The organism is Paenibacillus baekrokdamisoli, assembly GCF_003945345.1.
GTDB classification, from domain to species: Bacteria; Bacillota; Bacilli; order Paenibacillales; family Paenibacillaceae; genus Paenibacillus_Z; species Paenibacillus_Z baekrokdamisoli.
Window position 1 is genome coordinate 5,169,839 of the sequence record NZ_AP019308.1, and the last position, 19,165, is coordinate 5,189,003.

The 19,165-nt window shown below is 41.9% G+C and carries 15 protein-coding genes; 1 reads left to right on the forward strand and 14 read right to left on the reverse strand.

Features of this window, described 5'->3' with window-relative positions:
* Positions 1 to 32: 32 nt before the first annotated feature.
* From EKN16_RS22685 to EKN16_RS22710, 6 genes are all read right to left on the reverse strand, one after another.
* On the reverse strand, positions 33 to 1,715 hold the full coding sequence (locus EKN16_RS22685) for a response regulator (RefSeq protein WP_125662577.1): 1,683 nt from the start codon (positions 1,713 to 1,715) through the stop codon (positions 33 to 35).
* Positions 1,716 to 1,729: 14 nt separating this feature from the next.
* Positions 1,730 to 3,463 carry a sensor histidine kinase gene (locus tag EKN16_RS22690; protein WP_125662579.1) on the reverse strand — a complete coding sequence of 578 codons (1,734 nt, stop codon included), beginning with the start codon at positions 3,461 to 3,463 and terminating at the stop codon, positions 1,730 to 1,732.
* 39 nt (positions 3,464 to 3,502) lie between these two features.
* Entirely contained in the window at positions 3,503 to 4,387 is an 885-nt protein-coding gene (locus tag EKN16_RS22695; protein WP_125662582.1) for a carbohydrate ABC transporter permease, read from the reverse strand.
* Positions 4,388 to 4,420: 33 nt separating this feature from the next.
* Complete coding sequence (locus EKN16_RS22700) at positions 4,421 to 5,326, reverse strand: ABC transporter permease (protein ID WP_179955561.1); 906 nt, start codon at positions 5,324 to 5,326, stop codon at positions 4,421 to 4,423.
* 97 nt (positions 5,327 to 5,423) lie between these two features.
* Positions 5,424 to 7,088: an extracellular solute-binding protein gene (locus tag EKN16_RS22705; RefSeq protein ID WP_125662585.1), complete on the reverse strand. Its 1,665-nt coding sequence runs from the start codon at positions 7,086 to 7,088 to the stop codon at positions 5,424 to 5,426.
* A gap of 331 nt (positions 7,089 to 7,419) precedes the next feature.
* Complete coding sequence (locus tag EKN16_RS22710) at positions 7,420 to 8,274, reverse strand: GNAT family N-acetyltransferase (RefSeq protein ID WP_125662588.1); 855 nt, start codon at positions 8,272 to 8,274, stop codon at positions 7,420 to 7,422.
* Between the two features lie 197 nt (positions 8,275 to 8,471).
* On the opposite strand from EKN16_RS22710, the gene EKN16_RS22715 reads away from it, so the two are divergent.
* Positions 8,472 to 8,675 carry a DUF378 domain-containing protein gene (locus tag EKN16_RS22715; protein WP_125662591.1) on the forward strand — a complete coding sequence of 68 codons (204 nt, stop codon included), beginning with the start codon at positions 8,472 to 8,474 and terminating at the stop codon, positions 8,673 to 8,675.
* A gap of 151 nt (positions 8,676 to 8,826) precedes the next feature.
* Here EKN16_RS22715 and EKN16_RS22720 read toward each other — a convergent pair whose 3' ends face one another.
* The 8 genes from EKN16_RS22720 to EKN16_RS22755 form a co-directional block, all read right to left on the reverse strand.
* Positions 8,827 to 9,960 carry a stalk domain-containing protein gene (locus EKN16_RS22720; protein WP_164522950.1) on the reverse strand — a complete coding sequence of 378 codons (1,134 nt, stop codon included), beginning with the start codon at positions 9,958 to 9,960 and terminating at the stop codon, positions 8,827 to 8,829.
* A gap of 179 nt (positions 9,961 to 10,139) precedes the next feature.
* Entirely contained in the window at positions 10,140 to 11,195 is a 1,056-nt protein-coding gene (locus EKN16_RS22725; RefSeq protein ID WP_125662598.1) for a serine hydrolase domain-containing protein, read from the reverse strand.
* Between the two features lie 289 nt (positions 11,196 to 11,484).
* The gene (locus EKN16_RS22730) at positions 11,485 to 12,726 is read right to left on the reverse strand and encodes a stalk domain-containing protein (protein ID WP_125662601.1); all 1,242 of its coding nucleotides are present in this window, start codon (positions 12,724 to 12,726) and stop codon (positions 11,485 to 11,487) included.
* A gap of 461 nt (positions 12,727 to 13,187) precedes the next feature.
* Positions 13,188 to 15,065 carry an ABC transporter ATP-binding protein gene (locus EKN16_RS22735; RefSeq protein WP_125662604.1) on the reverse strand — a complete coding sequence of 626 codons (1,878 nt, stop codon included), beginning with the start codon at positions 15,063 to 15,065 and terminating at the stop codon, positions 13,188 to 13,190.
* Positions 15,062 to 16,888: an ABC transporter ATP-binding protein gene (locus EKN16_RS22740; RefSeq protein WP_125662607.1), complete on the reverse strand. Its 1,827-nt coding sequence runs from the start codon at positions 16,886 to 16,888 to the stop codon at positions 15,062 to 15,064. The genes EKN16_RS22735 and EKN16_RS22740 overlap by 4 nt, the downstream gene beginning before the upstream one ends.
* 88 nt (positions 16,889 to 16,976) lie before the next feature.
* Complete coding sequence (locus EKN16_RS22745; RefSeq protein ID WP_197719105.1) at positions 16,977 to 17,657, reverse strand: sensor histidine kinase; 681 nt, start codon at positions 17,655 to 17,657, stop codon at positions 16,977 to 16,979.
* The gene (locus EKN16_RS22750; RefSeq protein WP_125662610.1) at positions 17,654 to 18,364 is read right to left on the reverse strand and encodes a LytR/AlgR family response regulator transcription factor; all 711 of its coding nucleotides are present in this window, start codon (positions 18,362 to 18,364) and stop codon (positions 17,654 to 17,656) included. Before EKN16_RS22750 ends, EKN16_RS22745 begins: the two co-directional genes overlap by 4 nt.
* Before the next feature lie 159 nt (positions 18,365 to 18,523).
* Positions 18,524 to 19,015 (reverse strand): GNAT family N-acetyltransferase, encoded by a 492-nt coding sequence (locus EKN16_RS22755; RefSeq protein ID WP_125662613.1) that lies wholly within the window; start codon positions 19,013 to 19,015, stop codon positions 18,524 to 18,526.
* Positions 19,016 to 19,165 lie beyond the last annotated feature (150 nt).

Below are 19,165 nucleotides of genomic sequence, written 5' to 3' on the forward strand. Positions count from 1 at the left end.
AAAAGAGATCGTTGTTTACTATTCATATACATTTATTGACCTTGCATTTGCGACTGGCAGCGTGCCATACGGAAATCCTGCGGCGTCATTTCGTTCTGCTTCTTGAAAAAGCGAATAAAAGCAAGCGCTGAGTTATACCCTAGCCCAGCAGCGATTTCATTCACTTTCATCGAAGTGTTCAGCAGCATGTCTTTTGCAATTAGATTCTTGTAGTCGTTCACATATTTCGATAATGAGACGCCCGTAATTCGCTTATAGAGTCTGGACAAATAGGATGGATTCAAGCTCACGTAATCTGCCAGAGCTGTTAAGGAAATATCGGTAGATACATGCTCCTCAATATAGCGATGTACTTTGTTAACAACCTCTGTCGGCAATTGTGTACCTCGCAGTGTATTCCATTCAAAAAAGCAGTCGGCCATTTGCCAATAATATTGAATCAGCTCCGGCCATGAAGTCGAATCCCCATATCGATATAACTTATCCAAATCCAACTGTGTATTTATATAATCCCGAATGTCCCGGTTTTTGTGAATATAGAACAGAAACACCGCCGAAAGGGAATGATACAATTCAATCTTCCGCTCATTAGGGGTTCCCGGATCATTCCAAATAGCCGTGAGCTCGACATAGAGTTTGTTAAATTGATCCCTATGATTATTCTCGAGAAAGCTCATGAGCAATTGAACCCGGGCATGATAAAAGCTATCGAGATAGTTTCCGGCTTTATCTCTCATCTCTTTTTTCTGAATGTCCTTATCGGTCATAATAACCTCATTAAATATTCCATGCCCTTGTACCAAACCGTATTTGATGGAATGAAACCGATCCGATAGGTTATTCCATAGGGCCGCCTCACTTCCGAGAAGGAAAGAAACTGAAAGCCCGAGCAATTTCTTGCATGTTCCTTGAATGTTTTCCAGAATACCGCTCGTATAACGATGGGCTCTAATCCAATCCAAGCTGCTGGAATCAGCGGACAATTCATCAGTGGCTTTCGGTTGAATCATCCATACGATCTTTGTCAGCTCGAATACAACGGAATAGCTTCTTACCTGCGTTGACAAATACTCGTCGCAAATATTTTGCAGCGCGTAGGTCAACAACGCTTTATCCGTCGTGGTGAACATCTCTTTCCAGGTATCTATCCTGCCAATAAGTAAATAAACCGGCATTGCAGCATCAAGTGGAATATCGATTTCTTTGAAGGCCTGCCTTAACTGGCTCTCCATTGCCTGCTTGCCTTGGAAGAGTTCCCACATATACTCTTTTTGCAACGAGGGCAATGCCAATCTCATTTTGGATTGAGCTCTCGCAATCATCTGTACTTGATCCTGTTCTTCTTCAATTTTCTCCATGGCTCGTTCCACAGACTGAATAATTTTCTCGTCGCTTTCGACCTTCAGAATATAATCAAAACCACCGTGAGTAAGGGCGTTCTTTGCATATTGGAAATCATTATAGCCTGTTAGAAAAATAACTTTGCAGGCAGGCCACTGTGACTTGATTTCCTGCAGCAGCTCGATCCCTTCAATTCCAGGCATCTTAATATCGGAAACCACGATATCAATGCGATGAAGAGACAACACCTCCAAAGCTTCTTCTCCTGAATAAGCTTTCATCACTTCGAGCTGCAAATATTCAGTCTGCTCGAATAGCTCAAGAAGACCGTCAACGATGACGGGTAGGTCATCGACAATAAGCAGTCTGTACATGTTGATTCCCCCCTCTAGCTCACACTCAGTTTGATTCTGACCTGCAATCCGCCTAATTCAGATCGTGACACCGTAATGCCATATTCCTCTCCGTAGCGCAGTTGAATTCTGCGATGCACATTCATAAGTCCTGTCGTTTCCTCAATCCGATTCGTTGAATGGCGCAGCTTCTTCCGAAGAAGCTCAATTTCTTCATCCGTAATGCTCTCTCCGTTATCTTCAACATACATGGAGAATACATTCTCCTCTTGCTTACTATGAACCCATAGCTCGCCAGGTTTAAGCATATTGCCTAACGCATGCTTATACGCATTCTCGATAATCGGCTGCAGAATCAACCTTGGAACGTGAGTAGCGGGAACATCTCCTTCAAACAAAACTTCTATTCGTTCCCCGTAACAGATCGATTGCATCTCTACATAAGTGCGAGAATGCTCCACCTCGAGCTCAAAGAGAATGTCATCCTCATCGTTACGAGTAATGAACTGAAAGTATTGTCCAATATATAAACAAAATTGATAAGCCTTCTCCTTCTGACTCTCAGATTTAATCAATCGGCACAGTACAAAAAAACAATTATATAAAAAATGAGGATTAATCTGCGATTGCAGTCGTTTCAGCTCCGAGCGCTGATTCCGAATTTGCTGCTCGTAATTTTCCTCGATTAATGTTTTCAAGGATCGCACAGTATCATTAAAGGCTTGGTATAAATAACCGAACTCATCAGCTCCGCGGTCGATCACTATCGGTTCGAGCCTGTTCTGCTGAACACGACGGAAGGAATGTACCAGCTTCATCAAAGGTCGATAAATAAATCGCAATAAAAAATAAGTAAAGAACAGCACGATACAAACAGCAAGTGCACAAGCCCACCAGAATAAGGCTCGATACATCTGCAATGAACCCAAAACCATCTCTTCAGGTATACAAGTGATCGAATAGGAATTCCAAAGACTAGAAAATTTATATACGGAAAGAAACCGCTTACCATTAAAAATAATGGTTTCGTAACCTTCATCAGACTTCGATTCCCGCTTTTCTAATGCAAAAGCTTTCATTTGTTCCAACAAAGCTGGTTCCATACCACTTTCAATGTCCCAACCACGTTCCAAATTAATCAAAGCGCTCTGTCCACCACGCGTACCGCCAATTTGTGTTAATGTTTCTTTGATCTTAGTCGTGGATAACTCCACCCCTACAATATATAAAGGATTTTTGGCTGTATTACTTGGATATTGCATCGTAATAAACAAGCGATCTTTCCAGTAAATGAACGGTTCTTCATACAACTTCTCATTATGCTGCATCGATGAATATTCAAGTTCATTCAAGTTGGTTTCATAATTATTGCTTAGAATCGTACGCTCGATTAATGGAATATAGGCCTTTGCTTCCTTAATAAATGGACTTGAATCTTTCATGAGCTCCAGCCGTCGCTGGATATCCAATATTTTGCGTGACCGCTCATAGGAGCTCATATCCGTACCTGTTATTGCAATTTCCATCATATCTTTATCCATCACATAGTTTGGTAAATAACGGCTTATCCGATCTGCTTCCTTGTCCAGCGAGTCCATATAGAACCGTGTCGTATTCAGAACCGACTCTGAGATTTCGCTGCGAACATTGTCCGAGCCTTTCTCATTAATCATCCATGTAACTGCCATCAGCGGCAACAAGGCCGCCAGAAAGGCAGCCATTATTTTCTTGAATATAGAGGAATCATGTAAAAAGAATAAGCTCTTCATCGTTTGTTCTCCTGTATTAATTAATAGAGCACTCCGATACTATCCCTTCACACTTCCCATTACTATTCCTTTTATAAAAAATCTCTGTAAGAATGGATAGACAATAAGAATCGGAAATGCCGCAACGAAAATTTGCGCCGCTCGGCTTGTGCGATCCGACAGCTTGAGCATCAATTCGGCATTCTCCGCTTTAATAAAGCGGAAATCCATCTTGATAATCACAGTCTGCAGAAACGTTTGCAGCGGATAATTCTCAGTATGATTCATATACAGCATACCGTCAAACCAACTATTCCAATGTCCCACCATCGTTAGGAGTCCCGTCGTTGCCAAGGCTGGCAGGGATAGTGGTACATATATTCTCCATAATGTAGTAAAATGACCTGCGCCGTCCATACGGGAGGCTTCTTCGAGTTCTTTAGGCAAATTACGATAGAAGTTAAGCAGTAGGATGACATTGAACACTGGAATCGCTGTTGGTAATATTAAAGCCCATAGAGTGTCTATCATTCCAAGTGATTTCACAGTCAGATAGGAAGGGATAAGACCTCCGCTGAACAAAATCGTAAATACGAATAGCCAAGCATAAAAGGTTCTCAACCGAAATTGACGAGGATCTTTGGATAGTGGATATGCCGTTATAATCATCAACAACATACTAAGAGATGTTCCTAGAACAACACGTTGGATCGATACCCAGAATGCACGTAAATACTCCGGTTTTCCAAATACGTTATCATAAGCAGCAGTTGTAAAATCAATTGGCCACAGGGCAACTTTACCGGCTGCTGCCGAAGCTCCTGAGCTGAATGAAATCGCCAAAATATGAATAATAGGCATTAGGCATAAGAAGGATACAAGCGCCAGACAAGTAAAGTTGCACACTACAAATATTCTTCTACCTAATGATCTGTTTCTAGTCACGGTATGTCTCCCTTCTGAATTACGAACGCATCATTAGAAAATGCGGTAATTCGCTGCACGATAGGCTAAGATATAAGAAAGAGAAATGAATATAAAAGATACGATAGATTTCAATAAACCTACAGCCGTAGCGAAACCGAATTGAGCCTGCTGCACACCCATACGATAGACAAAGGTGTCTATAATATCCGCTCTTTCATAGACCGGCGGGCTATACAAGTTAAAGATTTGTTCAAATCCAGCATTGAGTACATTCCCAATATTAAGCGTAAACATAAGCACGATGATCGGCATCATTCCAGGTAGCGTTACATGAAAGGTCTGTTTGATTCGTCCTGCGCCGTCAATTTCTGCTGCCTCGTAAAGCGATGGGTTGATGCCAGTTAGCGCAGCCAGATAGACAATCGTACCAAATCCAAACTCCTTCCACACATCCGATACGACCATCACATACGGAAACCAATCATTGCTTCCCAAGAAAAAAATAGGCTTTATACCGATTAAACCAAGCAACTGATTGAAAATACCAGAGGATGGAGACAATACATCAACTAAAATCCCGCTTAGCAGAACCCATGATAGAAAGTGTGGCAAGTAAACGAGCGTCTGGAACGTCCGTTTTATCCATTCTTTCCGCAGCTCATTAAGTAATATCGCAATCGTGATAGGTACAATCGTTCCAGCAATAATTTTCATCACAGCAATATAAACGGTATTGAAGAAAATGCGCCCGATATCCGGATAATCGATCATTAATTGAAAGTTCTTCAAACCAATCAAGGGTGAGCCGAACATGCCTTTATTCGGTATATATTTCTGAAAAGCCATGATGATGCCTGCCATCGGGACATAGCAAAAAATCAAAACCAACAGTATTCCCGGAAGAAGCATCAGGTGAAGAGGCCACTCCCTCTTCCACATCCGTGTGAGTACATTCATGCCATACACCTCTTTTGTTTAACTAAAGAATGGATCCAAAGTGGTTAATAAAAAGAGGGATTGTTACACCCAATCCCTCGATCTATCCGCTTTGCGATTATTTATGATCAGCGAACAACTCATTCACCTCTTTAGTAATTTCATCTCCACCAAGCTTTTTCCATTCTTCTACGAATTTATCGAACTCATCAACGGATACTTGATTCATCATAATTTTGAAGAAGACTTCATCCCGCTTCTTGAGCAAAATTTCCTGTCTGTCCACCATTGTCGGTGTTGGTGCACCATAAAATTTATTTTGTAGATATTGTTTGTTCTTCTGGATTGGCGGAACAAGTGAATAGACACCTTTGGGACCTGATATCAGATATTCCCACCACATGCTAGTATCCCCGTCAACATATTTCATCGCACGCTCATACCGTGTTCTTTGATCCTTCGTCTGCAGTATACTTTGATCTTTGTTTTCAATCGCTTTTGGCAGTATTTCACCGTTGTTGTCCAATTGTTTACCTACACGAAGTGGACTAAGCAGCCAGTAATTATTGCCTTTCTCTACTAGACCTTTACCGAACTCATATACTTTTTGTTCATTTGTTGGATGATTATCTACAGCAATCCATTGGTTCAGCAATTTAATAACGCCTTCCGGATGTTTCGCTTTCTTAGAGATGACATAATATTGATCAACACCGAGTCCAATTTGCGATAATGCTGGATCGCTATCTACTGTTGGAATCGGGAATGCTCCCCACTCCTGTACAACTTTTCCATCCTTGACTGCACCTTTAACGAGCTGAGCTGGTGTCCAAGATGCACCATATACCATACCAATACTGTTGTCATAAATCAGTTCTGCCTCTTTTTCTACATCTTTAACAGCGAATTCAGGATCAAGCAATCCCTTTTTGAACATATCCTGAAGTGCACCAAGTGCTACCTTCACTTGCGGCTGAATATCACTATTGACCAAACCGCCTTTGCCATCATCAATCCAAATATTTCCATATGCATGGTATCCATTGAGGAAAGCTTGTAATCCTGTAACCCCTGTTCCAGAGTTAAATGGATCCTTGCTCACTGCAAGTCCGTACGATTTGCTCGTACCGCCAGGATTCTTGGTTTTAAAAGCTTCAGCAATCGTCATAACATCTGCCATCGTCTTCGGTTCTGGCAAATTCAACTTCTTCAGCCAGTCCGTACGTACATATAGGAACTGATAGCTGTACGGATTATAAGAGCTAGGAATACCCATGAGCTTATTGTCGAACATCGCAGTCTTCATCTGCATGCCGCCATCCATCATCAAGAACTTCTTCGTTTCATCTGTCGCATTCTCGTCATACACTTTCGTCAGATCCATGATCATACCCGCTTCGGTCAGCTCTTTCAATTGTGTCGCATTAACCAAGAGGAAATCTGGAAGATCATCAGATGCAATTGTGATTTTTACTTTTTCATTGAATTGACTGGTATCCGCTATCCACTTATTCGTAATCTTAACGCCAATATCTTTCTCATATGCATCATAAATGGCGTTTTTTGCAAAGCTCTCACCTTCATCAAACTTCAAATATTGATCACTTGGTGAAACTGTCGAAACTTCAATTACTTCATTTCCTTGATTAGATGCCTTATCTGGCTGCTTGACTGGATCCTTCGTGTTAATACTTGTTTGATTACCCGTGTTATTCCCACATGCGGTAATAGCCAAACAAAGAATCAATGCACCGATCGTAAGTACCCTTCTTTTCATCTTCATACTACCCCTCCACATTGTCTTAATATAATAGCTGCTTTGATGAAGCTTCCCTTCATAGTTCTAGTATAGGAAGGAGAGCGATCTTCATCCATATACTAGTCTTTACTTTCGTATACACCTCTTGACTACACGAGTGCCAGCTTGAACAGATTTAGATTGTAACCCCCGAGCCAGTGTTGAGAATACATACAGAATAATGGAAATATGTGTTACCTGTAGATTCGATAAATCAGATCAGCAAAAGCATAAAGAACCCGCTTCCCTATTATCTTAGGAGGCGGGTTCTTTAAAATAACGTTTTCGAAGGTAACTCTTATTAGAGGAACCATTTCTACAATGGCACATACATTTCGTATTGCTCAAGGGGCTGTTTTTCGAAGCCTAATTTTCTGAAAAAGCCTTCAAGAGAGGCATTGTTTGACAGGCAGACGGTCACTTTCTCAACCTTTTGTTTATGTGCTGCTTTATGGAGCAAAGAGCTTCCGAGCCCTTGGTTACGATACTTGGGATCAACCCATAGGAAGTTAACTTTACCCTGTGGGCTCATGGCGATCAGGGAGACTTGCCGATGATTGGCGTCATACGCACATAGAAAAGCTTCCTGTGTACTGGCAGCATAATAAGGCGTATCACTTTGCCAATTGATATGACAGTCGGGAAAAGCATTCCGAAAGGTTTCTAGTGTGTCAAATGTGATTTCTTCCATAGTATAAGGAAGGGTAGGAGAAACAGGTGGTATGGACGACACCATACAAGTGTAGTATTTCAGAGTATATACGGATTGGTAGCCATGCCTTTCGTAGAATTTAACAGCCCTATCATTATCCTTTATGACTTCGAGGAAAAGTTGTTTGCACTGAGCCGTCAATGCTATATTTTTATGCATTTCAACCAACTTATAGCTAATGCCTTGACCACGATAAGCAGGGGCCACACAAAGAGTGCCGCAGCGCATTGTCTTTAATCTGTCGAATTGCCGGATACCTCCGAGAATCAAACCAATTGGACAATCTTGATCCAATGCGATAAAGGAATGATCCAGTGTATTACCCTCAGGGCCAAAAAAACGCGCTACGAAAGTGTCCTGGTCCATCTTTAAGGGAACGAGATAATCCGAAAAGCCCAGCGTAAAAGCTTCAAAAATTTGGGTCATGGTTACGTTAGTGCATATTCTATAAGTGATCATCTTTGGTAAGCTCCTTATACCTTAGATAGCCTTTATCTTTGGGTGATCGGTGTGTCCGGCGAAAAATGTAGGGTTGTATGGCATAACATGCGGCCGCTTCTCATACATCTATAGTGAACAACCAAGAATCAGCATACCTCTGTCAGACAGTTGCACCAGAAAAGGTAGGGAAACCCCATTAAGGAGGCTGTTTCTAAATGAAGGTGCTTAACATTATCAGTCTGATTCTGATCATCCTCGGTGGCTTGAATTGGCTATCCGTGGGCTTATTCAAGTACGACGTCGTCAGTGAAATCTTTGGGGGAACGGAAGAAGTCGGATCGCGGATCGTGTATATCGTCGTCGGTGTCGCCGCGCTGTACGCTCTCGCACTTTTCTCGAAAGTAGCCAGCGAAGACTAAAGAAAAAACAACAGTAGCCACGGGACACGTCTGCCGGACGTGTCCCGCGGTTTTGTGTTGCGTCGCGTCTTGGTTGCTTCTCGTATCCTGTCCAGTCGATACTATGGTCGTCAAGCTACGAAAGATCAAATTAAACTAAACATCGATGACTTTAAAGGGTCTCACTATCAAGCATGACATCACCATTGGGGTTCAAATACCACTTGCCGTCGGAAGTTTTGACTAAAGACAAGAGAATGTAACTTCGAAAATGAAGTTCCTCACCATTCTCCTTATCTCTAATCGTAAGAACTACATAAACGGTCGCTTTATTCGGCTCATAAGAAACGATTGTAGATTTATCCGTTTCGTATTCAATATCTTGTTTGAGAAATCTGTACTTAAGAAGGAGCAGCAGCTCCTCCCTGCTCGAAATGCCAAGACCAAGCGGTGCATCAGGATTTAGCATCGCCACCAGCGCTTCGGCATTTTCCTCATTCTTTGCTTTTATGCTAGCCTCCAACAGGGCAACGATGGCTGACTTATCTACCTCGGGCACACTCGCTTCCTTTTGCGAAAGAGATTTGAAATCGAGATATTCGGTTACAGATTGGATGTCGCGAATTACCCAATGGTCTCCATCTTCGCGATCCATTTTAATTATTTCATGCTCGATACGGTCCAGCAGTTCGTCCCCGCTTTTCCGAATTGTCACGTCCGCGGATACTGTTACGTACGTTCCCCAAGATTGCAATTCAAAGCCCGTTATCGACGAAGCGCCGCCGGTCGTTTGGAAGTGCGTTGTAATGATCGATTGGATGGTTCTTAGATCCGCTTTCTTCGGCTTTCCCCACGGGGCCTCATACACTTTGACGATCTTCGTGTCCGAATAAAAGTCCGCACCTAAATAACTAGTTGCGTGAAACAATTGGTTCATGACTAGCGTATTGGCTCCGGAAACGATGATCATTGGTGCCTCCAGATCGTACACGAATCGCTTTCCGTCTACGTACGTCGCTCCCGTCTTCAGATCAATCATAAATGAGGCGTCTTCCGAATCGGCGTTGATCACCTTTTTGACGGCGTCGTACTTGACTTTAAAACCCAACGCCTGGACGACGCTACGAAACTCGATGTACACTCTCCCCCCTCGTATGACAGGAGCGGCGGTCGGCCGAATTTCTTTGTCCTGAACGAAGACCCGTATCGGCTTCACGACTGGCTTCGTCGCTGCGGATACCGAAGTCAAAGACATTAGCATTATTGCAATAACCAACGGCAGGATTAAAGCACTTTTAACTTTCAAAATTTTCATCCTCCCTCTTATCACTCCAAGAATAAAATGACATTCCCTATTAGCATTCGATTACCAACATCAATTTTCCTTCAAAATTTTCCTTTTACGTCTCGGACGTTCCTTTTGACGAAGGATACCGCTTTGTAATATGGCCATAGCTTTAGGCAGTTGTTTGCAACATGTGACTATTATTTTGTAGTCAATATTAATTGTTCCGCTTTCCAGTGCAATTCCCATACATTGCATGTTTGATTGGCCAATATAATACAGGTTGCATCTATCTCCGGGTAGTAAGCAAACATTGCCGCCACACCCGCATTTGAACCCTCTTTGGACATTCGAATAAGGTTACCCTCATTATTATAGATAAAATGAAAACCATAGCCATTTATGATTTTCCCCCATTCAAATTTCTGTTCTATTTTAGAATGAGGTTTCATAATTTCCTTTGTCATCTCTCTCGATAAAAGCTTTCCATCTACCAGTGCCCGCATAAATATATCAAGGTCACCAACAGTAGTATAGGCACCTCCATCAGAAGTGCCAATCGGAGGAAATGAATAAATATTCTTACGCCATACAACTTCATTGTTCTCGTTAGTAATGGCGGCATATCCTTCAGCTACAGGAGCATCACCATCATCTTTTGAGGTAAATGACGTGTTCTGCATACCGCAAGTGTTAAATATGTTTTGAACGACATAATTTCGATAGTTTTCATGGGTTACTTCTTCGATTACAAGTCCAAGCAGCACAAATGCGCAGTTATTATAGCTGACGTTAGTTCCCGCCTTGAATTTTGGTTCCTTATACGCAAATTGCGGAATAAAATCGGCACAATTTCTTATTGAATAATTGGGCTTGCTTATAAACAAATCTTCGTAGCTCTCTCCCTCTTCTTCATCCGCATCATCTGCAATACCGGATGTATGAGTGAGTAAATGAGCTATAGTAACGTCAGTGGGTATTTTGGTGTCAGCTAGGTCTATGATATCCCTAATCCGGTCATCTAGTTTTATCTTTTCCTTATCCACAAGCTGTAAAATCGCTACTGCTGTAAACAACTTCGTGACAGACGCTGTATCAAACATAGTATTAATATGATTAGACACTTTGAATCCCTTATGGGCCAAGCCATACGCACGAGCAAATATGATTTTATCGCTTTTTTTAACAAGTCCTGCACCGAAAAAATTATGTTCCTCATAGTATTGATCAAATAATGAAACCAGGTCTTTATCCATCTCTCGTCCCCCCTTAATCATACAGCTCCTTTATTTTACCATTTATGCACAACTTGTTTGGTTAAAAAATTACTATAACTATACTGACTTTGACTGCTTTCTTCCGGTTCTTGTTTACATCCTGTTTGCAGGAAAGCCCAAAGAGGGCTGTGACAGGTCACCGCTCAGCAACCTGTCACAGCCCCTAAACCCGCGTGGGACGCGATCTCTCGCTTATGCTCCTCTCCCGTCGCAATCGGATTGTCCGCATAAGAAATCCAATGCCCCAGCTGTCGCTTGCGGAGTTTCCTTATACCGCTCCTGCGCCGATCAACACATGAGCAAGATCCGTCATATTATTCGAGTTCGCTAAATATAGAAGACGATCCTTCTGTGCCTGAGTAAGTGGATCAAGGTTAGCTTTAAGGTCTACGACTAAGGTTTTAAGCTTTTCCATTTGCTCGGGACTAGGACTCCATGTTGTTATTAAATAGGCAGATATAATTAACTTCTGCCTAGCAGTTGGATCAGGCGCACTAGGTGCATGATAAAATGAAATATTGCTTTCCGTTTGATCTAGGTACACCATTTTCACAGTCTCACCATCTGGATCTGCACCATGAGAAAGCATCCAATCTAGCCAATCGGAACCCGTTCTAAAATCAGAATACGTATAGTACGCATCTGCATTATCCGCCATGAGGCCTCTCTCATACAGTAACTCCGCCAGTTCAAATGATGGTTCAGAATTATATTTGTACATCGCTTTTTTCTTTGTTGGATCGTATACATACGTTGTCAATTGTAAATACGCGAGTCCAACATAAGAGTACCCGAACATCGTTGCTGGCAAGCTCTTTACATCTACTTTGCCTTTATCCAGCATTAGCTTTACGATATCAATTCGTCGAAGGTTAATCGCCCGTTCAAAGTAGTTAAACGGCTGAAGGACATTTGTAACCCTCTCAATCGCAGCACTAGCCCACTCTGTACCTTTTTGATTATACATGACGTTGTCCAGTGCCCACTCCGGGTTAATTCTCTTATTCTTTAGCAGCTGTTGGAAATTAGATAGGTCATCTGTTTGCAAAGCTTTTTCCATCTCGAGGCCATAATCAACAATTGATAAAGTTGCTATTTTCCCATCCCAGATTGACTGAATATTTGAATCTAAGAGCCCTATTGTTTTTGCAGAGATGTACCTACTACCATTTATAATCGTTGGCTTGTGAGGTAATGTTACCTGCGTATCACCAATCTTTGCTTTTAATGATTCGAAGGTTAACACAGAGGTTGTCGTATATTTCTTTACTGTAATTATCTGCATATCCTTACTAAAAGTTACGCTAAACCCAAGAGACCAAAGCAAGTTTAACGGTACGAATACACTTCCATTGACTACTACTGGAGGCGTAACCGTCTGTACCTTTTGACCATTAAGTATTAGTAAGATCGATGTTTGAGGTGATTTCGTTGAGGCTGCACTCACAGGAGTTGTTGCAATAAATAAAAATAACATACTTGTAAAAATAATTAGCCCTTTGCGAAACATGTAATAGACCTCTCCCTTATACCATAGTGTATTAACATTCCTTATTTTTCTATATTTATCTTATCATATATTGTAAAAAATTTCCGTTACTTAAGATACTGTTCACTACGGTTTTCCTTAATCGCCTCTTAGTTAATCTATAGTTTTTTTAAGCAAAATATCTTCCGAGTGCATGTTTTACCCCCCTTTCAAATACAGACGATAAAAAATAATAATTCCGTGCAAGCATGTGAATATTATTCGTGCAAAATATCAATTCTTCTTTGACATCCCCTGCTTTCCCGGGTTCTTGTTTTCAAAATTTTGAACGAAAAGCCCAAAAAGGGCTGCAACAGGTCACTTACTGGTCACTTAGTCTGAAGCTATGAGCACTTACCGACCATCGTCAAATAGGCGTATGACGATGACTTCAAATTCGACCATGTCGTATGAACTCTAATGCTGTTCGGAGCCGGCGGTTATTAATTCGAAGTTACCGCATAATACTGCGCTTGCGCGTACCAAAGCTCGTGGTACTTACCACCTGCTTTGGAAACAAGCTCTTCATGGCTGCCTCTTTGAATCAGTTTACCTTCGTGGAAGACGGCGATATCATCGCAGAAGCGGCAGCTTGATAAGCGGTGCGAGATATAGATTGCCGTTTTGTTGCCAACGATTTCGTTAAATTTGGAATAAATTTCATACTCGGCAATCGGGTCGAGTGCGGCAGTCGGCTCATCAAGAATGATAAACGGCGCTTCTTTGTAAAGCGCACGAGCCAGTGCAATTTTCTGTGCTTCACCACCGGAGATTTCAACGCCATTTTCGTCAAAATCCTTGTATAGGCAGGTTTCCGTTCCATCAGGCATCTCGTTGTATCGTTCGCCGAAGCCCGCTTCTGCCAGGAATGCTTCAACCTTTGCCTTGTCGTAATCGACTTTGGCTGCAACATTCTGCCCTAAGCTGAATGAAAACAGCTTGAAGTCTTGGAAAACAACCGAGAAGATGGACATATACTCGTCATAGTTATACTTCTTAATGTTAATGCCGTTGAGCAGAATTTCGCCTTCAGTCGGGTCGTACAGGCGGCAAAGAAGCTTGATTAAGGTCGTTTTCCCACTTCCGTTCATACCAACCACAGCGAGTCGCTCGCCAATTTTAAGCTTTAACGATACATCACGGAGCGTATAATTTTCCGACGACGGATATTTGAACGACACTTTTCGAAACTCGATTTCGTAATCGTTGTCACCGTCATGACAGAGCGCCCGCTTTTCGACGGGGAGCGTACCCTGGTACATTTGTGAGGGGATGTCGAGAAAATCAAAAAAGACCTTCATACTTTCATTATTCGCACGCATCATGGCAAGCTGATTCATAAAGCTTGTAAAAGCGCCGGTGAACTCATTTATACTTCCCACATACCTGATAATAGAGCCGATACCGAACAATCCCGCCAATGCTTTTAATCCGACAAAGAGATAGATAAGAGTAGTGATTATGACTGTAGAAGTCGTTGTAATACCCGAATACTTCATCTGATTGTTAGACAGCTTGCTAAGTGTAACGTTAGCGCCACCGAACAAAGCCATAGATTCACTTTCAATTAATCCCTTCTGATTATAAATCCGAATATCCTTTCCTGCGTGATAGGAAGAGAGATAGCTGTTAATATAGTATCCGAATATCCGGTTGAACGGGATGACCTCATTCATTATACGATGCATCTTTTTGGTGACGGTTGCATTCGCATACATACTGATAATAACATTCGCAAGAATACATACTCCTAAAATAAGCGAAAAGATCGGCGATGCCACAAAGCTATATATGCCCGACAATTCATTGCCACCGCTCAGCGTAAATAATGAAAAGGTTAGTGCCACCGAAAAAATAATAACAAACAGGCATTTGATAAGCTCTTGGAACGAAGTAACCAGCAGCCAGATTCCTCCGTTGCTCATATTGCGGATATCTTTAATCTTTTCTCTCAAACGGTGTGTTTCCGGATTTTCGATACTTGTATAATCCATATCGATAATTTTTTGACTCAATACCATTTCATATTTGTGGTTAAGCTCCTCCTTCAAGATCTGAATGAATCTATTCATCAATCTGATAAGCAGAGCAACTATTAAATTTAATGATATCGTAATCCCAGCGTACTCCATTAAAAGCTGAAAGGTTTCTCCGTCGTTTATTCCATCAATAATAAGTGCAGACATATAGATATTTATAAAGGGGGTGATCGCTTCAAAAATCCCGCGAATAACAAGATGAGTAAGCAGCCACGGACGAATTCTATGAATTTCTTTCAACCCTTTGAAGATATAGAATATATCATCTCTCAAGCGTTTCATACTTCCACAACCTCCTTATAATAGTGACTTTGGAGATTGAACATATCGGCGTATTTGCCTCCAAGTTTCATAAGTTCGTCATGGCAGCCTTCCTCGATAATTTCACCATGCTCAAGGAAGAGAATCTTGTCGCAAAAGCGAGTGCTTGATAATCGATGTGAGATAAATACCGAGGTTGCGCCCGATGTCAATTCGTTGTATTTCAAATACATTTCATTTTCTGCAATCGGATCAAGTGCGGCGGTAGGCTCATCCAGAATGATGATATTGCCTCCTTTATACAAGGCCCTTGCTAGCGCAAGCTTTTGTTTTTCCCCACCGGATAAATCAGTTGCATGTTCATGAATGCTTTTTAGAAGTAATGTGTTTTCCTTCTCAGGCAGCATTTGCACCTTTTCATAAAGCCCCGAAAGCTTTAACACCTGCTTAAGTCGTTCTCTGTCTATATGCTTCTCCTCGCAAAGAGCAATATTTTTCGCAATAGAAATCGGCATTAGACTGATATCCTGAAAAACAACGGATAACAGCTTATAATATTCGTCACGGTTATACTCCGCTATGGTTACATTTCCTACCCTAATCTCCCCATCGGTCGGACGATATAGTCCGCAAAGTAGCTTAACAAGCGTCGTTTTACCAGCACCGTTGATCCCGACCAGCGCGATCTTTTCACCTTGCTTTACCGTAAAGTTCAAGTGCTTCAAGGTGGTATTTTCACTATTGGGATAGCTAAAGGAAACATGATCAAATACAATCTCTGGTGAGTTTAATGGTAATTCCGCCCCTTTTCCTCGATTGAAATGATCGGGTAAATCTAGAAATTCACGCAAATCGCAAAATCCGAGGCTTGTAGCTTGCAGCTCATTGTAGGATTCAATTAAACCGAGGAGCCAATTGGAGTATTGTGAAATAAGCGCAAAGTATAACACGAATTCCGCTGCCGTAATCCCGTTCTGAGTAGTTTGGTAGATTAAAAATCCGTATGCCGCACCATCTCTGATAAATGTCATGACTGCTGAAAAAAAATCGATAGCAAAGCCGCGTTTCTCGGTCTTCTTGCTCCACACCATTCGATCCGCTAGTAACCCTGCGAATACATTCTTAAACCAGCCGGACATACCGTATAGACGCATATCCTTCGCAACCTCAAAATCGCCAGCTTTATTACTAATGTATCCGAGCTTCCGATCAATCGGCACCCAATGATCTTTATTCTTATGCACCCAGTAATTGTTTGCCTTATTAACATAATAATTGGCTATGGTCATTCCGCAGAGCAACAGTACAATCCACGGGCTAAGTGTGAAAATCAAAGCCGAGTAAGTGACAAGACCAATAGAATTGGAGCAGATATTGACGAATTGACTGAAAATTTGCTGTGTTCCGCCGCCGTTATTGGTAAGCGTATTTATTGCTTTTTGCATTTTTGTTTGCCCGTCAGGGCTTTCGATGTTGTCATAGTCTGTATCCATTATTTTATGATTGCTCAAATTTAAGTATAAAAAACGGTTACCGTAAGCTCTCCATTCGATCTTTGTGCTGACAAAGTTATTCAGCAAGTGAAGTGACAATATCGCAGCAGAAATACACAATACATAAGTAATCAAGGTTCCCGCAGACGAACCATTCGACACAAGCTCCACAACATATTTGGATAAATAGGTTGCAAGCAGCGGCAACAGCACGACAATAGGGATACGGATTAAGGTCGCAAAAAACAGTGTTTTGTCCATCTGCCACGATTTTTGGAGCAAAAATATAATATTACTGGGCAAAGAATATAAGGGCTTTACCTTTTCCTTATTCTTATTCTTATTCTTCATTCAACGCACCTCCTTGCCGTTAGGATAGCATGTCATGAGAAATGACTATGAATTATTGCACGAGTGGTCAACATACGAGCACGAATGGTTAAAGCGGAAGCATAACCTCCGTTGCGAACACGCCTTCTTCGTTCTGGCGGTTAACATAACCGTTATATTTATCCGTGATCCGATCCACCCGCATCAGCCCGAAGCCGTGAGTGGCGCTGTCTTTGGTCGAGAGGAATGTTTTACCGCTCTTGATCACTTCTCCACCGACGGAATTTGAGACAGAAATATATAATTGTTCTTTCAAAATTCCGATATAGACGCGGATAAAGCGGTCTGACCGAGTCGTTTGTTTCAGGCACGCCTCCATGGCATTATCCAGCAGGTTCCCGATAATAATACAAAGGTCGATCTCAGAGATTCGAAGCTTGCTAGGCACGGTAGCCTTGGTATTGACGGATATGTTTTTGGTCGCAATAAGCGAAAGCTTGCTGTTAAGGATCGCATCAATCATGACATTGCCTGTCTGGATGACCGTATCGACTGCAGAAAGATCGGTATCCAGATTACTTAAATATTCGTCAAGTTCGTCGGTCTGGCCAAGTGCAAGATGCGCCTTCATCGTCTGGATGTGGTTATGGTAATCATGCCGCCAACCGCGCATTTGCTTGTATATATTCTGCACCTCGTCATAATGCTTGGTGATGAGGTCATTCTGATATTCGGAAATTCGGCGATCAAGCATTCGTCCAAATAGAAAATTCCCAAGCCCCATCATCATTCCACCTTGAAAAATTTGATAAACGCTTGATTCACCTCGTCATACGAGCGGCGTGAAAGTGGTATTGCCATGCCATTGTCGAGAATGACATCGGTTTTGGTGATGCGCTTTATGTATTTCAACCCAACGATGTAGGATCGGTGGCAGCGGATGAAACTATCACCCAGCATGTTCAGGATCTCGGAGATAGATTGCTTCGCATCGTATGGATCCGCAGTCGTCGTAATCAAGACAGAATGTGCAGCCGCCTCGACGCAAATAATGCTACTAACGGGAATACGCACACTTTCGCCGCCGATGTTCAGCATGATTGCACGTTCGATTTTGTTTAGATTTTTGCTAGCCTTGTCCAGCACAGCAAACAGCTTCACTTCACTCACGGGCTTCATCAGATAATGCAGAGCCGACACCTCGTAGCCCTGCGCGATGAAATCAGGAAAGCCTGTAATAAACACGATTTGCACCGATTCGTTGTCATGGCGAATATGCTGCGCAAGCTCCACACCGTTCATTCCACCCATCTCAATGTCGAGCAGAAGAATGTCAAAGCTCTTGTTTTCGGCATACCGAAAAAGAAACGCTTCAGCAGATTCAAAGGTATCCATTACCGCTATTCGCCCATTCGCCGCCGCCCATTTGTTTACGAGCATAGACAGATATTTGACTTCAATCTGCTCGTCGTCGCAGATTGCGATATGGTAGGTCATGGCTTGTCCTCCGCCCGGGATAAAAATCTCGCGTTCGAGATTATATCGCTGATTGTCATTTCCGATTCGTATATATTACGAGGAATATTATAGCAAATACACCGATGAAGACGATATACAGCGAGATCATATAGGGGTTCCTCGGGAGCTCTAGTAACTTTAGACCTTAAAATATTGTTCTACAAGAAGATTTCCCTCATCTAAACGTTCCAGCTCAACCACATTCAGCTTATGTTTGGCATAGACCTTTTTCCAGAACTGAACGGCTGGTGTATTGCTCTTCAACTGAGCACAGCAATATCTGCCGGGGTACAATTCTAAGAACTTGGAAGCCACTGCTGTACCTGTTCCTCTTCTTCTATATCTTCTTAAGATAAAAAATGAATTCAAGACATAGTCAGCATGTTCAGGATTGGAATAGGGGCCACTTTGAATAAGAATGAAACCTATGATCTCCCCTTCTGCTTGTATGAAAAACGGCGTCAATCCCTCTTTCTCAAAAAATAAATCTAGAACGTCAAACCGATGCAGCCCGGATGAATCTATTTTGATATCATCCGCATATTCGGAGAGATCATGAAGGAAAAGCGTCATTAGATTTTCCAACACATTTTTTTGCTCGATAGATACTTTATTAATCACGATTTCCATTCTTTAATCCCCTTTTATCTAATTATTCCTCAGATTCTATTGCCATGATACTATAAAAAGGGTAACACAATTTCTCCCATTATGATGAACCATTCTTGCTATTTTTTCGGAAAGACGGGCCATAGCAGATGAACAAAAGTATGTTGAAGG

Bases quoted from the DNA above. Each gene is read 5' to 3' on its own strand.
- EKN16_RS22685 (WP_125662577.1), bottom strand. From the start codon at position 1,715: ATGTACAGACTGCTTATTGTCGATGACCTACCCGTCATCGTTGACGGT.
- EKN16_RS22690 (WP_125662579.1), bottom strand. From the start codon at position 3,463: ATGAAGAGCTTATTCTTTTTACATGATTCCTCTATATTCAAGAAAATA.
- EKN16_RS22700 (WP_179955561.1), bottom strand. From the start codon at position 5,326: ATGAATGTACTCACACGGATGTGGAAGAGGGAGTGGCCTCTTCACCTG.
- EKN16_RS22705 (WP_125662585.1), bottom strand. From the start codon at position 7,088: ATGAAGATGAAAAGAAGGGTACTTACGATCGGTGCATTGATTCTTTGT.
- EKN16_RS22710 (WP_125662588.1), bottom strand. From the start codon at position 8,274: ATGATCACTTATAGAATATGCACTAACGTAACCATGACCCAAATTTTT.
- EKN16_RS22715 (WP_125662591.1), top strand. From the start codon at position 8,472: ATGAAGGTGCTTAACATTATCAGTCTGATTCTGATCATCCTCGGTGGC.
- EKN16_RS22725 (WP_125662598.1), bottom strand. From the start codon at position 11,195: ATGGATAAAGACCTGGTTTCATTATTTGATCAATACTATGAGGAACAT.
- EKN16_RS22730 (WP_125662601.1), bottom strand. From the start codon at position 12,726: ATGTTTCGCAAAGGGCTAATTATTTTTACAAGTATGTTATTTTTATTT.
- EKN16_RS22735 (WP_125662604.1), bottom strand. From the start codon at position 15,065: ATGAAACGCTTGAGAGATGATATATTCTATATCTTCAAAGGGTTGAAA.
- EKN16_RS22740 (WP_125662607.1), bottom strand. From the start codon at position 16,888: ATGAAGAATAAGAATAAGAATAAGGAAAAGGTAAAGCCCTTATATTCT.
- EKN16_RS22745 (WP_197719105.1), bottom strand. From the start codon at position 17,657: ATGATGATGGGGCTTGGGAATTTTCTATTTGGACGAATGCTTGATCGC.
- EKN16_RS22750 (WP_125662610.1), bottom strand. From the start codon at position 18,364: ATGACCTACCATATCGCAATCTGCGACGACGAGCAGATTGAAGTCAAA.
- EKN16_RS22755 (WP_125662613.1), bottom strand. From the start codon at position 19,015: ATGGAAATCGTGATTAATAAAGTATCTATCGAGCAAAAAAATGTGTTG.